Source organism: Cupriavidus sp. 8B, from assembly GCF_054589115.1.
Window position 1 is genome coordinate 66,180 of sequence record NZ_BAAILO010000435.1, and the last position, 13,678, is coordinate 79,857.

Below are 13,678 nucleotides of genomic sequence, written 5' to 3' on the forward strand. Positions count from 1 at the left end.
GCCATTGCCCACGGTGACGGCGGTGAAGATCGCCAGCATCTGGAAGGCGCCGATCATGAAGAAGACCCAGCTCGGCCAGTGCGCATCCATCAGCATGCCGAAGAACAGCGGCCCGCTGGCCAGGCCGATATCCAGGCCGGAGTAGACCACGCCATAAACCCGGCCCGTGGCGCCGGCAGGGGCTGCCGCACGCACCAGCAGGTCGCGCGAAGGCCCGGCCGTGCCCGCGCCGAAGCCGATCACGCCCATCAGCACCGGCACCATCACGGCCGGCAGCACGCCCAGCCCCACCACGATGGCGACCAAGCCGGACAGCGTGAAGCTCATCGCGATCAGGCGGTCGTGGTTGCTGGTGCGTCCCGCGGCAAAGCCGCCCACGATCATGCCGCCCGCGCTGCACAGCATGTAGACGGTGTACGACGCCGTGGCGAGCGTCAGCGGCATGCCGTAGAGCTGGGTCAGCGCGGTCGGCGCGAAGCTCTGGATGCCGGAGAACGAAAAGGTGGTGACGAGGAAGAAGGCCCAGCAGATCCACACTTGCGGCAGCTTGAGGAACGCCAGCATGCTGCCGCCCGCCTTGGGTGCCGCGCTGGCCGGCCTGGGCGCCGCACCGGCGGCGGCGCGGGGATCCAGCACATGGCGAAAGGCCAGCAGCACGGCCAGCACGCCAAAGGCCACCGCCGAGGCACAGGCAAGCGCGGTGCGCCAGCTGCCGAGCTCGGCAATGGTCACCAGGAAGATCGGCGCCGCAGCCCAGCCGAGGTTGCCCGAGATGCCATGCACGGAGAACGCATGGCCCAGCCGAGGCTGGGAAACATGCTTGTTGAGCAAGGTGAAATCGGCGGGATGGAACACCCCGTTGCCGATCCCGGCCACGCCCGCGCCAAGCAGCAGCATCGCGTAGCTCGGGCTGATGGACAGCAGCAAGGCCGCCGCGCCCAGCAGCCCGAGGCCGCCAAACAGCACCGGCTTTGCGCCAAAGCGGTCCACCACGAAGCCTGACGCGGTCTGCACCACGGCCGACACGGCAAAGAACACCGTCATCAGCAAACCCAGCTCGGCATAGCTCAGGCCGAACTCGGCCTTGATCCACGGGAAGAGAGGCGCCAGGAGCAGGTGAAAGAAGTGGGAAACGCCGTGGGCCAGCCCGACCAGGCCGATGACCTGGGCGTCGTGGCGCAGCGGATTGCGAACGGGATCGAGGGTGGCGGCAGTCATCAGGCGGCTATCTGGCTGGGCTTGGCATGGCGCGCCGGCCATGCTGCCAGGCACAAGAAGCGCGCTGCGAATACCGCATCATAGAGTAAAACCACCCATGGCAGGGGTGCTCTGCGCGCTACATCTGCTTGAACAGATAGGCGTACTGGCGCGCCACCGGCAAGGTTTCCGAGCGATTGCGCAGCTTGAGCGCGAGCCGCCCCAGCGACTGGTTCACCGCGCTGGCCACGCAGTCGATGTTGACCACCGTGCCGCGATGGATCTGCCAGAAGCGCTCGGGGTCGAGCTGCTGCGACAGCTCGCGCAGGCTGGTGCGGATCAGCGCCTCGCCGCCGGTGGACACCACGTTGACGTACTTGTCCGTCGCCTCCAGGTAGATCACTTCGTCCACCGGGATGATGCGGATCTCCTGGCCGACCAGTGCCTTGATAAAGCGCAGGTAGCCATGTTGCGGCGCGCCCGCCGCCTGTTGCGCGGGCCCGCCGCCGCCCGGCTCCAGCGTCTCGAGGCGCGCCAGCAATTGCGCCAGGCGATCGGTATCGAGGGCGGCGCCGCCCTCCTCGCTGGCCTGCGCCTGGGCCGCCAGCCTCGCCTTGAGGCGGTGCACGGTGGCCTCCAGCCGCTCGGGCTGCACCGGCTTGAGCACGTAGTCGACTGCCTCGCGCTCGAAGGCTTCCAGCGCGAACTGGTCATATGCCGTGACGAACACCACCAGCGGCGGCGAATCGAACGCCATGAGCTCGCGCGCCACGTCCATGCCGCTCATGCCAGGCATGCGGATATCGAGAAACGCTACCTGGGGCTGGTGCTGGCGGGCCGCCTCCAGCGCGGACACGCCGTCATGCACCACGGCGACGATCTGCGCTTCGGGCCAGAGGCTGGACAATTCGGCATGCAAGGCGCGCGCGAGCAGCGGCTCGTCGTCGGCAATCAACAGGGTCGGGGCCATGGAAACGGGAGTAAGGGGCGGATCGGTCGAAGCAGTCCAAGCGGCGGTCTAAGCGCCTAAGCGGCGAGGCGCCTCAAGAATGGGAAATGCCTTGCGTGGCGGCGCTCACAGGGGTGATTGCGCGCGCGCCGGCGGCCTTGCCCGCGGGCACCGGCAGCGGTGCGTGGGCTGCGACAGGCGCCGCCGTGCGCACAACGGGCAACGTCAGCCGGACGATCACGCCGCGCGGCGTGTTTTCTTCCATCTGCATGCTGGCCGCCGCCCCGAAAATCCGCGCCAGCCGCTCGCGCACATGGGTCAGCCCGAGGCCGGAGCCCTTGGTCACGGCATGCCCGAAACCCACCCCGGTATCGGTGATCACCACCTGCACGGCGCTGTCGCCCTGCGCCCGGGCCGACAGCACGATCTTGCCGCCACGCATGCACGGCTCGATGCCGTGGCTGACCGCGTTCTCCACCAGCGGCTGGATCAGCATGGGCGGGATCTCCACCTCCGCCAGCTCGGGCGGGAGCTCGATCTCATAGGCCAGGCGCGTGCCGAAACGCAACGCCTGGATGTCCAGGTAGCTGCGCAGCAGCTCGAACTCCTGGCGCAGCGTGCATTGCTCGGCGCGCGTGTGGGACAGCGACATGCGCAGGAAGCCGATCAGCCGCTGCAACAGGCGCCTTGCGGCCTGCTGGTCCGTGGCAATCAGGCAATCCAGGTTGGCCAGGGAGTTGAACAGGAAATGCGGCTCGATCTGCGCCTGCAGGGCCATCAGTTGCGCGCGCACCAGCTGCTTCTCGGCTTCTTCGCGCTGCAGCGCATCGAGCGCGGCCTGCCGCTCGAGATGCGCGAGCTTCTCCCGTGACCAGTAGAAGTAAATCATGCTGGCCGACGCAAGCATGCCCACTACCAGGCACATGCGCAGCATATCAGTAGCTTCCTCGAAGGACTTGGCCGGCTCGTTCAGGACCACGCGCGTGGTCCAGCTGCCCATGATCACGCCCAGCGGCACGGCCACCGCGGTCAGGAACAGGAAAGGCCAGCGCCGCGGCCTGTCGTTCCACCAGATCAGCACGCGGGCAATGTCGATCAGCAGCCAGATCGACAGGCCGATCAGCTGGCTGTAGACGAAGTTGTGCCACAGCGAGCCGCCGGTGCGGAAACCGTAGTTCAGGCTGACGGCGATGATGGTGTTCGCGCACAGCACGAACACCAGGTCGCGCGCGAGGATCGAGATCCGGGAGGGAATGGCGGCAGGACAGCGATCCAGCGATTTCATAGGGGCAAGGTCGGGGACAACTGATCGTTATTGTAGGGGCCGTTCACGGGCGCTGCCGTCCTTTGCCCGGCTTATGCGCATCTTGCGCCTCATTTTCGTGGGCGGTTTCGTCCGTGATGCGGCCATGCAAAGCGGCCCACCACCGCCCCGACAGCACATAGCGAGGAAAGGTGATCCATTGCTCGGCCAGGATGCGGCGGACAATATCGAGCGGGCCTTCGAACGGCTCGGGCCGTACCGCTTCGAGCCGGTGCCCGCGTCCTTGCAGCATCATCGACAAGCCCATGCATATCATGCCCAGCCCGATTGCCGGAGCGGACAGCGAGAGCACGCCATAGACGAGCAGCACATTGCCGGCCATGAACATCGGCACCGCGACAATATGCAGCAACAGGCTGAGAGGGTGGTTGTGATTGCGGGCGTAGCCTTGCCATTGCCAGCGCAGCAGCCCTTGGGGGCGTGCGCTCATGGCTTCTGCCCGCCCTGGCTGGCGCGGCGCCAGGCCAGGCGGCGCACGAGCACGATGGCGCCCAGGGCGATCAGCAGCACGGGCCAGCCCTCGCGTAGCAGATAGGCCGGCAGGATGCCGCCATTCTGCGCGAGGAGCACCGCGCCCAGTGCAATCAGGATGATCGGGGCGATCAGCCCCTTGCCGCCACGGCCTTGCTTCATCGCGCTCTCCTCTCGTGCGGACCCGCGCACCGTCGATATTGCGGCGCATCAAGCCATGTGACGGCAGCAATCTATGCCGCCACGGACAGTGGTGACTTTACGCGGACAACGGCCGGGACGAAAGTGGCGTGCGACGAATGGAAAGCGGATGGCGCGAAAGGCGAGGATGCGGCGCGATCGGCACCGGGGCCTCTGCGGGCCAATGAGACCCATGAGGCCCAGGCCCAATGAGGCCCAGGAAGCCGTCAGGCCTCGACCACCTGCCCGCCCGCCGGCTCGGACAGCGCGCTGCTGACCGTGTCGCGCGAGAGGTGGGGCGCGAACATGTTGATGAAGGCATGCGCGTAGCCGCGCAGGTAGGCGCCGCGGCGCACAGCCACGCTGGTGGTGTTGGGCTCGAACAGGTGGTCGGCCGCGATCCGCACCAGCCCGGCGTCCTTGCGTTCGTCGTAGGCCATCGAGGCGATGATGCCCACGCCCAGCTCCAGCTCGGCGTAGGTCTTGATGACGTCCGCGTCCATGGCGGTCAGCACGATCTCCGGCTGCAGCCCGGCGGCGGCGAAGGCGCCATCGATCTTGCGGCGCCCGGTGAAGCCGGCGTCGTAGGTAATGATCGGGAAGCCGGCGATGTCTTCCAGCGTCGGCTCCGGCAGGTGCGTCAGGGGGTGCTCGGGCGAGACCACCAGCACGTGGCGCCAGGTGTAGGCCTCGAACGAGGTCAGCCCGGCCTCGCTGGCCACCGCCTCGGTCGCGATGCCGATATCGGCCTGGCCGCTCAGCACCAGCTCCACGATATGCGCGGGCGAGGCTTCCTGCAGCGCCAGCGTCACATGAGGGTAGGCGCGGCGGAAGCTCTGCACCACCTTGGGCAAGGCATAGCGGGCCTGGGTGTGGGTGGTGGCCACCGTGAGGCGGCCGGTATGGCGCCCGGCGAATTCGTCGCCCGCCTGGCGCAGGTTCTCGGCCTCGAGCAGCAGGCGTTCGACGATGCGCACGATTTCACGCCCGGGCTCGGTCAGGCCGGTCAGGCGCTTGCCGTAACGCTCGAAGATCTCGACGCCAAGCTCCTCCTCCAGCTCGCGGATCTGGCGCGAGACGCCGGGCTGCGAGGTGTAGAGCGCATTGGCCACCTCGGTCAGGTTGAATTGGCGGCGCACCGCCTCGCGGATGGAACGTAGTTGCTGGAAGTTCATTGTGCGGCTCCTGCCGGCGTGCCCCTGGCGCTAGCCGGGGCGGATGAATGGGGTTGGACGAAGACACGCAGCCGGCGCGGCCGCACGGCGAGCAGTTCGCCCTCGCGGAAGCCCTGGTGGCGGAAGCGCTCGAGCGGCAGCGCCACCTCGATGACTTCCTGGGTGTCTTCACGTTCCAGTTCGAGCTGGGCCACGGGGCCCAGGGTGAGCGCGCGGCGCAGCGTCACGGCAATGCCGTCGGTGCCGAGCGAATAGCGCTCGAGATCGAGATCGTGCGGGCGGACATAGGCCACGGCATCGCCGGCGGTTTCATGGCCGCTGCCGATCACCGGCAGGATCGAGTCGCCGGTGTGCAGCAGGCCGCCCCGCTCCCCAACCTCGAGCCGGCCGTGGAACAGGTTGACGTTGCCGAGAAAGCCGAACACGAACGGCGTGGCCGGATGGTTGTACACCGCCTCCGGCGTGCCCGCCTGCTCCACGTGGCCGCGGTTCATCAGCACCACCTGGTCGGCCACTTCGAGCGCTTCTTCCTGGTCGTGGGTGACGAACACGCTGGTGACATGGAGCTCGTCGTGCAGGCGCCGCAGCCAGCGGCGCAGTTCCTTGCGCACCTTGGCATCGAGCGCGCCGAACGGCTCGTCGAGCAGCAGCACGCGCGGCTCCACCGCCAGCGCGCGGGCCAGCGCAATGCGCTGGCGCTGCCCGCCGGACAACTGCGGCGGATAGCGCTCGGCCAGCCAGTCGAGCTGCACCAGCTCCAGCAGCGCGCGCACCTTGTCGCGGATCTGCGCCTCGCTGGGGCGCTCGGCACGCGGCTTGACGCGCAGGCCGAAGGCCACGTTCTCGAACACCGTCATGTGCTTGAACAGCGCGTAGTGCTGAAACACAAAGCCAACCTGGCGCTGGCGCACATGCTGGTGCGAGGCGTCGCGCCCTTCCAGCAGGATCTGGCCGGCGTCCGCGCGTTCCAGGCCGGCGATGATCCGCAGCAGCGTGGTCTTGCCGCAGCCCGAGGGGCCTAGCAGCGCCGTCAGCTGGCCTTCGTCGAAATCGAGGGTGACATCGTCGAGCGCAACGAAATTGCCAAAGCGCTTCTGCACATTCTTGACCTGGATGCTCATGATGCCTGTCCTTGCAATTTGCCAGCGCTCGGGTTCACCGGCGCAAAGTTCTCGTCTTCCCTGTGCTCGCGGCTCGCCCGGTATTCCACCAGCGTCTTGATGCCGAGCGTGACCAGGGCCAGCAGTGTGAGCAGCGACGCCACCGCGAAGGCTGCGGCGAAGTTGTATTCGTTGTAGAGAATTTCCACGTGCAGCGGCATGGTGTTGGTGAGGCCACGGATATGGCCCGACACCACCGAGACCGCGCCGAACTCGCCCATTGCCCGCGCGTTACACAGGATCACGCCATACAGCAGGCCCCAGCGGATATTGGGCAGCGTGATGCGGCGGAAGGTCTGCCAGCCCGAGGCGCCCAGCACGATGGCGGCCTCCTCTTCCTCGCTGCCTTGCGCCTGCATCAGCGGGATCAGCTCGCGCGCCACAAACGGAAAGGTGACGAAGATGGTGGCCAGCACGATGCCCGGCACCGCGAACATGATCTTGATGTCGTGCGCCTCCAGCCACGGTCCCAGCCAGCCCTGCGCGCCGAACAGCAGCACATAGACCAGGCCGGAGATCACCGGCGACACCGAGAACGGCAGGTCGATCAGCGTGGTCAACAGGCTCTTGCCGCGAAAATCGAACTTGGCGATGGCCCAGGACGCCGCCACACCGAACACCACATTGAGCGGCACCGCGATGGCGGCCACCAGCAATGTGAGCTGGATCGCGGCCACGGCATCGGGCTCGACCAGCGAATCAAGATAAGTCTGCACGCCTTTGCGCAGCGCTTCATAAAAGACCGAAGCCAGCGGGATGAACAGGAACAGCGCCAGGAACAGCACCGCGATGGCGATCAGGGTGTAGCGCACCCACGGCGCTTCACCCGTGGCATCCCGGAAACGCGCGGCGGGGGCAGCACGGCCGCCCAGGCCCTTGGTAGCGACGCCGGCCATTTCAGCTCTCCTTGTCCGGCGCCACGGAAGCGCGCACTGCCTGGTGGTGACGGCGCGTCCACGCTTGCAGCAGGTTGATCAGCAGCAACAGCGCGAAGGAGATCACCAGCATCACCACCGCCACCGCGGTAGCGCCCGCGTAGTCGTATTGCTCCAGCTTGGAATAGATCATCAGCGGCGCGATCTCGGAGACCATCGGCATGTTGCCGGAGATGAACACCACCGAGCCGTACTCGCCGGTGCCCCGTGCGAACGACAGCGCAAACCCCGTCAGCAGCGCCGGCAGGATGGTCGGCAGGATCACGCGGACAAAGGTCTGCAGGCGCGTGGCGCCCAGGCTGGCCGCGGCTTCTTCCAGCTCCTGCTCCGCGTCTTCGAGCACCGGCTGCACCGTGCGCACCACGAACGGCAGCCCGATAAAGGTCAGCGCCACCACCACGCCCAGCGGGGTGAAAGCCACCTTGATGCCCAGCGGCTCCAGGTAGCGGCCGATCCAGCCGTTGCCGGCGAACAGCGCGGTCAGGGCAATGCCGGCCACCGCGGTGGGCAGGGCAAAGGGCAGGTCGACCAGCGCATCGATCAGGCGCTTGCCGGGAAAGCGGTAGCGCACCAGCACCCAGGCAACGATCAGCCCGAACACCGTGTTGACGATGGCGGCAATCAGCGAGGCGCCGAAGCTCAGTTGCAGGGAGGCGACCACCCGGGGCGAGCTCACCGCGGTCCAGAAGGCCTCCCAGGTCATGGTGAAGGTCTTGAGGAAGGTGGCCGACAGCGGGATCAGGACGATCAGCGTCAGGTAGAACAGCGTGAAGCCCAGCGAGAGGCCAAAGCCTGGCAGCACGGTAAAGCGCTGCTTGCCTGGCTTGGCGGGCGCGCTCTTGCGCGCTTGGCGGTCATCCGGCCGCGCCGGGGGCGGATTGTCCGCCAGGGAAATCGAGGGTGGCATGTTGTCTCGTCTGTGCCGTCGTATCCGCCTCCGGGGAAGGGCTTCCGAGCGGGATTCGCTGGAAACCGAAGCAGCGGGGGCGGCTTCTTTATGACGCCGGCGCATAACGCTCCGGCCTACGAGACAAATTTTGCAGATACCGACTTATAAACAGAACGAATCTTTACGTATGTTCTTAGGCGTTTTAGATATAAGGAAACGTAGACGACACTTCCAGCCCGCCGTCCCAAGGCCCGGCGCGGTCGCCGGACGGGCCGGCGCTGCCGTCCGCCTCGATCCGCTGGATCAAGGTATCGAGCAAGGCGAGCCCCTCAGGCCACTGGTCAAGGCCAGAATCGGCGTTAATGTGACCTAGCATGCCTGCATCATGGAGCTCGCTGCCCCATAGCGTGCCCCAGCTGAACGCGGTGCGCTGCTGCATCCAGGGATCGTTGCGGCTGGCCACCAGGATGGTGGGAAACGGCAGCCGGTACGCGGGCAGCAGCCCGGCCACGCCAAACTTGTCGGGATCGGCCGGCGCCACCAGCACCGCGCCCGCAATGCCTTCGGGGTCGAGGGCGGCCTGGCGCAAGGTGGCCAGGCAGCCGAAGCTGTGCGCGACCAGGATGGCCCCGCGCGGGGCCACGCGTTGCGCTCGCATGACGCTCTCGGACACGCGCTCGGCCCACAGCGGCAGGCTCGGGCGCGACCAGTCGTGCTGCTCTACGCGCTGCCAGTCGGGAAAGCGCTGCTCCCAGCGGCTTTGCCAGTGGCCCGGGCCACTGCCATGCAACCCTGGCACCGTCAGGATCTGCAAACCCTTGGGCACCTTCAACCGTACGTCGGCGGGTCGCCCGCTTGCGCCCGCCTGCCCGCCGCGCTGCTCCCGCGCGGCCGGCCTCTTCGTCTGCGTCATATCGGCTCCTTGGTCAACGCCATCGGGACGCCGTCGGATCCGTTCCGGGGCACCCCGCCCTCGAACTCCTAAATGCCAACCTCGCCGGCCACTTCGTGCAGGTGACGCGCGCTCACCGCCGCGCCGGTGAAGCTGCCCTGCCCCAGCACGATGCCGGCTGCCTGCAGCCGCTCGGCATTCTCGGCGTTCTCCAGCCGGCGCCCGATCAGCGTCACGCCGGCACTGTCGGCACTGGCCTGCAGCCCGGCCAGCTGGCGGTCGGTCCAGTTGCGGCGCATGTCCAGCTTAAGCCAGTCGGGCAGCGCGTGCGCCATCAGCGCGCCGGCCTCCGCCGGGTCCGATGCCTGCAGGCTCACGGCAAAGCCGTTGCGGCGGTAGTTGCCCACCACATGCAGCAGCAGCGGCAGGTCGTCGTTGGCGCTGGCCGGCACCTGGATCACGAACCGGTCGATCGGCAGGCCAAGCGATTGCAGAGCGCGCCGGAAGGCCGCGCCGTGATCGTCGGCCACGGCGGCCAGCAACCGGTTGTGCACGTTGAGCACCAGCTTGCGATCGCCGTCGGCCGCAAAATAGTTGATGGCATGCACCAGGCGCGACAGCCGGTCGAGCGAGACCAGGGAGGCATCGTCCGCCGCCATCGCAAACAGCTTCCATGCACTCAGGCCAACGCCGTCGCCGGCGTACGTGCGCAGCGTGCCTTCGTGCGCCACCACATCGCGACTGGACAAGGTGATGAGCGGCTCGAACGCGCTGGTCAGCGAGCAGTTATAGAACTGGCCCTGCACCTGCCCACGCTCGTCGCGCCACAGTTGACGATCGTTTTCTGGCCGGCGCGGCAGCGCTTCCAGGTAGTGGGTGAGCGCCGTCAGTGCCGCGCCTCTTTCGTTCGCGCTTGCCATTGCGATTTCCTTTGCGTTGCGCTTGCGCCTCGGGCGAGGCTTCAAAGCTTGGCCAGGGAAACCTCGGTAGCCTTGACCAGGGCAACGACTTCGCTGCCGATGGCAAGGCCGAGATCCTTGACCGAGCGGGTGGTGATGACCGAGGTGACGATGCCGGCCGGCGTCTCGACGTCGACCTCCGAGACCACAGGGCCTTCGATGATGGCAGCAACCTTGCCGCGGAACTGGTTACGTACGTTGATCGCCTGAATGCTCATGATAGAAGTTCCTTTGCGTGAGTGAAAATGAGAAATGCGTAAAACTTTGGTTCAGCGGATGGCGGCCGCGCGGGTGAGTGACGTTGCCCGCTCACCCGTGGCTGCCGCCGCTTAAGCGGGTTGCGCCGGCTTCGCTCAAAGCTGGCCGCGCGACCTTTGTTTCATACTTGTTTGCCTTCTCGCTGGCGTCCTTGCTGGCGGCAGGGTTTGCGCGCTAGATCGCCCAGCGCACTGAATCGACCGTGCGCGCCACCGACCAGTCCACTGCAGACAACAATGCTTGCGCGTGCTGGCTCTCATCGACCGGCAATGCGCCATCACGCTGCATCACCCGGCGCAGCACCGCGTCCTCCAGTTGCGCGAACGCCGCCGAGCCACGCTGGCGCGGACGCGGCAGCGCCACCCGCTGGTCCAGCGCGATGCGGCCGTCTTCGATCAACACCACGCGGTCGGCCAGCGCTACCGCTTCCGACACATCGTGGGTGACCAGCAGCGCCGTGAAGCCCAGGCGCTGCCACAAGGCCTCGATCAAGCCCTGCATCTCGATGCGGGTCAGCGCATCCAGCGCGCCCAGCGGCTCGTCCAGCAGCAGCAAGCGAGGGTGATGCACCAACGCACGCGCCAGTGCCACGCGCTGGCGCTGCCCGCCCGACAGGCGCGCCGGCCACTCGCCCGCGCGCTCGGCCAGGCCGACCTGGCCCAGCACCCTGGCCGCATCGGCCAGCCGCGCGCGCGGCAGCCCCAGCGCCACGTTGTCCAGCACCTTCTTCCATGGCAGCAGGCGCGCGTCCTGGAACATCACCCGGACCGCCTCGCGCTGCTTGTTGCCAGGCGCGCCGTCCAGCGTCACGCCACCGCCGTCGCTGTCTCCCAGGCCGGCCACCAGCCGCAGCAAGGTGCTCTTGCCGCAACCGCTGCGGCCCACGATGGCGAGGAACTCGCCGGGCGCGGCCTGCAGGTCGATGCCGTGCAGCACCTGGCGCCCGCCGTATCGCTTCACCACCTGCTGCACGCGCAGCGCGAGGCCCTTGCCATCCTGGCTGGCGGGCACATCGGCCAGCGCGGCTTGCTCGATCGGGTTGCTTTGCATATCGGGTTCTCCTTGGCCGGCGGCGCTCAGTGCGCCTGGTAGCCGGGGTGCCAGCGCAGCCAGAATCGCTCCAGCCCGCGTGACAGCAAATCAGCCAGCTTGCCCAGCAGCGCGTAGAGCAGGATGCCCACCAGCACTACGTCGGTCTGCAGGAACTCGCGCGCATTCATGGTCATGTAGCCGATGCCCGACTGCGCCGAGATGGTCTCGGCCACGATCAGGATCACCCACATCAGGCCGAGCGAGAAACGCACGCCGACCAGGATGTTGGGCAAGGCGCCCGGCAGGATCACCTCGCGGTAAAGGCGCCAGCCCGACAGGCCGTAGCTCTTCGCCATCTCGATCAGCCCGGGGTCGACCGCGCGGATGCCGTGATACGTGTTCAGGTAGATCGGGAAGAACACGCCCAGCGATACCAGGAACAGCTTGGCGGTCTCGTCGATGCCGAACCACAGGATCACCAGCGGGATCAACGCCAGCGGCGGAATATTGCGCACCATCTGCAAGGTGCTGTCGAGCAGGGTCGCGGCCGGGCGGAAGGTGCCGGTCAGCAGGCCCAGCGCCAGCCCGAAGCCGCCGCCAATGGTGAAGCCGAGCACGGCGCGCCAGGTGCTTACCCACACGTGGCGCCACAGTTCGCCCGTCACGGCCAGGCCCCAGGCGGCCTTCACCACATCGAGCGGCGCCGGCAGGATGCGGTTGGACAGCCAGCCCAGCTGCGAGGCCAGTTGCCACGCCACCACCAGCAGCACCGGCACGATCCACGGCGCGGCCGAGCGAGACGCATGGCGCAACCAGTCAGGGTTGCGTTCAGGCAGGGTCAAGGGAGCGGACATGGTTGCCTCCTACCCGCGCGCCGCGCGCGGCACGATGCCGGTTGCCATGACTTCGCCAAAAGGGCCGGACAGCACCTTGCCCTGCAGCTTGTCGCGCACGGAGCGCGGCAGCAGCGGAAAAACCAGCTCGGCGAAGCGATAGGCTTCTTCCAGATGCGGGTAGCCGGAGAGCACAAAGGTATCGATGCCCAGCGCCGCGTACTCCTTGATGCGCGCCGCCACGATGTGCGGGTCGCCCACCAGTGCCGTGCCCGCGCCGCTGCGCACCAGGCCTACGCCGGCCCACAGGTTGGGGCTGATCTCCAATTCCGCGCGGCTGCGTGCGCCGCCACCGGCGTGCAGCGCAGCCATGCGGCGCTGCCCTTCGGAATCCATCTTGCCGATCACCGCCTGCGCGCGTGCCACCGTCGCATCGTCGAGCTTGCTGATCAGCTGATCGGCCGCGGCCCATGCCTCGTCCTCGGTCTCGCGCACGATCACGTGCAGGCGGATGCCGAACTTCACGGTACGCCCATGGCGCGCCGCGCGCTGGCGCACGTCGGCGAGTTTCTTCGCTACCTCCGCCGGCGGCTCGCCCCAGGTCAGGTAGGTATCCACCTGCTCGGCCGCCAGCTCGTGCGCGGCAGCCGAGGAGCCGCCGAAGTACACCGGCGGATGCGGCCGCTGCAGCGGCGGGAACAACACCTTCGCGCCCTTGACCTTGAGGTGCTTGCCCTCGAAATCGAGCTCAGCGCCTTCATGGCTGGCGGCCAGCACCTCGCGCCAGATGCGGATGAACTCGGCCGAGGCTTCGTAGCGCTCGGCATGATCCAGGAACAGGCCATCGCCCTCCAGCTCCGACACATCGCCGCCGGTCACCAGGTTCACCAGCAGGCGTCCGCCCGACAGGCGGTCAAACGTCGCCGCCATGCGCGCCGCCAGCGTGGGCGCCATCAGCCCGGGGCGCACCGCCACCAGGAAGCGCAGCCGGCTGGTGACCGCGGCGAGCGTGGAGGCGACCACCCACGGATCCTCGCAGGAGCGGCCGGTGGGAATCAGCACGCCTTCATAGCCAAGCGTATCGGCCGCGGTGGCGATCTGCTTCAGGTAATCAATATTGACCTCGCGCGCGCCCACCGAGGTGCCGAGGTAGCGGCTGTCGCCGTGCGTGGGGATAAACCAGAAGACCTGCATGTCCGTGCCTCTTCAGCTCTGTTTGTGGATCTTGGCCGCCCGGCCCTCGCCGGCCGCGCCCAGGCCGATCGCCAGCAAGGCAGCGCCCAGTGCGCCGGTGACTAGCGCCACCAGCAAAACATGGCGCAGCGGCGCGCCGGCTTGGATCGGCATCGGGATAGGAATCGGGATAGGAATCAGGGATCAGGCACGGCAAATGCGCGGCGGGCGCGCGCCCGCCGCAGGCTGCG

Annotated in this window: 16 protein-coding genes; all 16 read right to left on the bottom strand. The window is 67.6% G+C overall.

Annotated elements, in window-relative coordinates; genetic code table 11:
* A partial coding sequence (locus ACYP5B_RS42520; RefSeq protein ID WP_459573605.1) for an MFS transporter occupies positions 1 to 1,218 on the bottom strand: 1,218 nt, incomplete at its 3' end.
* A 118-nt stretch (positions 1,219 to 1,336) separates the two neighbouring features.
* Positions 1,337 to 2,167: a LytR/AlgR family response regulator transcription factor gene (locus ACYP5B_RS42525; RefSeq protein ID WP_459573606.1), complete on the bottom strand. Its 831-nt coding sequence runs from the start codon at positions 2,165 to 2,167 to the stop codon at positions 1,337 to 1,339.
* Positions 2,168 to 2,240: 73 nt separating this feature from the next.
* Positions 2,241 to 3,431 carry a sensor histidine kinase gene (locus tag ACYP5B_RS42530; protein ID WP_400091201.1) on the bottom strand — a complete coding sequence of 397 codons (1,191 nt, stop codon included), beginning with the start codon at positions 3,429 to 3,431 and terminating at the stop codon, positions 2,241 to 2,243.
* Between the two features lie 43 nt (positions 3,432 to 3,474).
* Positions 3,475 to 3,900: a terminase gene (locus tag ACYP5B_RS42535; protein ID WP_400091199.1), complete on the bottom strand. Its 426-nt coding sequence runs from the start codon at positions 3,898 to 3,900 to the stop codon at positions 3,475 to 3,477.
* Positions 3,897 to 4,103 carry a LiaI-LiaF-like domain-containing protein gene (locus tag ACYP5B_RS42540; RefSeq protein ID WP_267603433.1) on the bottom strand — a complete coding sequence of 69 codons (207 nt, stop codon included), beginning with the start codon at positions 4,101 to 4,103 and terminating at the stop codon, positions 3,897 to 3,899. Before ACYP5B_RS42540 ends, ACYP5B_RS42535 begins: the two co-directional genes overlap by 4 nt.
* Positions 4,104 to 4,348: 245 nt before the next feature.
* The gene (locus tag ACYP5B_RS42545) at positions 4,349 to 5,296 is read right to left on the bottom strand and encodes a CysB family HTH-type transcriptional regulator (protein WP_318235573.1); all 948 of its coding nucleotides are present in this window, start codon (positions 5,294 to 5,296) and stop codon (positions 4,349 to 4,351) included.
* Positions 5,293 to 6,417: a sulfate/molybdate ABC transporter ATP-binding protein gene (locus tag ACYP5B_RS42550; RefSeq protein WP_459573607.1), complete on the bottom strand. Its 1,125-nt coding sequence runs from the start codon at positions 6,415 to 6,417 to the stop codon at positions 5,293 to 5,295. The genes ACYP5B_RS42545 and ACYP5B_RS42550 overlap by 4 nt, the downstream gene beginning before the upstream one ends.
* Positions 6,414 to 7,352 carry a sulfate ABC transporter permease subunit CysW gene (gene cysW, locus ACYP5B_RS42555; protein WP_459573608.1) on the bottom strand — a complete coding sequence of 313 codons (939 nt, stop codon included), beginning with the start codon at positions 7,350 to 7,352 and terminating at the stop codon, positions 6,414 to 6,416. The genes ACYP5B_RS42550 and cysW overlap by 4 nt, the downstream gene beginning before the upstream one ends.
* 1 nt (position 7,353) lies before the next feature.
* On the bottom strand, positions 7,354 to 8,298 hold the full coding sequence (cysT, locus tag ACYP5B_RS42560) for a sulfate ABC transporter permease subunit CysT (protein ID WP_459573609.1): 945 nt from the start codon (positions 8,296 to 8,298) through the stop codon (positions 7,354 to 7,356).
* A 184-nt stretch (positions 8,299 to 8,482) separates the two neighbouring features.
* Complete coding sequence (locus ACYP5B_RS42565) at positions 8,483 to 9,193, bottom strand: RBBP9/YdeN family alpha/beta hydrolase (RefSeq protein ID WP_318235576.1); 711 nt, start codon at positions 9,191 to 9,193, stop codon at positions 8,483 to 8,485.
* 68 nt (positions 9,194 to 9,261) lie between these two features.
* Positions 9,262 to 10,092 (bottom strand): EAL domain-containing protein, encoded by an 831-nt coding sequence (locus ACYP5B_RS42570; RefSeq protein WP_400091190.1) that lies wholly within the window; start codon positions 10,090 to 10,092, stop codon positions 9,262 to 9,264.
* A gap of 41 nt (positions 10,093 to 10,133) precedes the next feature.
* On the bottom strand, positions 10,134 to 10,349 hold the full coding sequence (locus ACYP5B_RS42575) for a TOBE domain-containing protein (RefSeq protein ID WP_017224957.1): 216 nt from the start codon (positions 10,347 to 10,349) through the stop codon (positions 10,134 to 10,136).
* 214 nt (positions 10,350 to 10,563) lie between these two features.
* Positions 10,564 to 11,439: an ATP-binding cassette domain-containing protein gene (locus ACYP5B_RS42580; RefSeq protein ID WP_459573610.1), complete on the bottom strand. Its 876-nt coding sequence runs from the start codon at positions 11,437 to 11,439 to the stop codon at positions 10,564 to 10,566.
* A gap of 26 nt (positions 11,440 to 11,465) precedes the next feature.
* Positions 11,466 to 12,275 carry an aliphatic sulfonate ABC transporter permease SsuC gene (ssuC, locus tag ACYP5B_RS42585; protein WP_400091186.1) on the bottom strand — a complete coding sequence of 270 codons (810 nt, stop codon included), beginning with the start codon at positions 12,273 to 12,275 and terminating at the stop codon, positions 11,466 to 11,468.
* A 9-nt stretch (positions 12,276 to 12,284) separates the two neighbouring features.
* Positions 12,285 to 13,448 carry an FMNH2-dependent alkanesulfonate monooxygenase gene (gene ssuD / locus ACYP5B_RS42590; protein WP_400091184.1) on the bottom strand — a complete coding sequence of 388 codons (1,164 nt, stop codon included), beginning with the start codon at positions 13,446 to 13,448 and terminating at the stop codon, positions 12,285 to 12,287.
* Positions 13,449 to 13,460: 12 nt separating this feature from the next.
* Positions 13,461 to 13,601, bottom strand: coding sequence for a hypothetical protein (locus ACYP5B_RS42595; RefSeq protein WP_400091183.1), 141 nt, complete (start codon positions 13,599 to 13,601; stop codon positions 13,461 to 13,463).
* Positions 13,602 to 13,678: the final 77 nt, after the last annotated feature.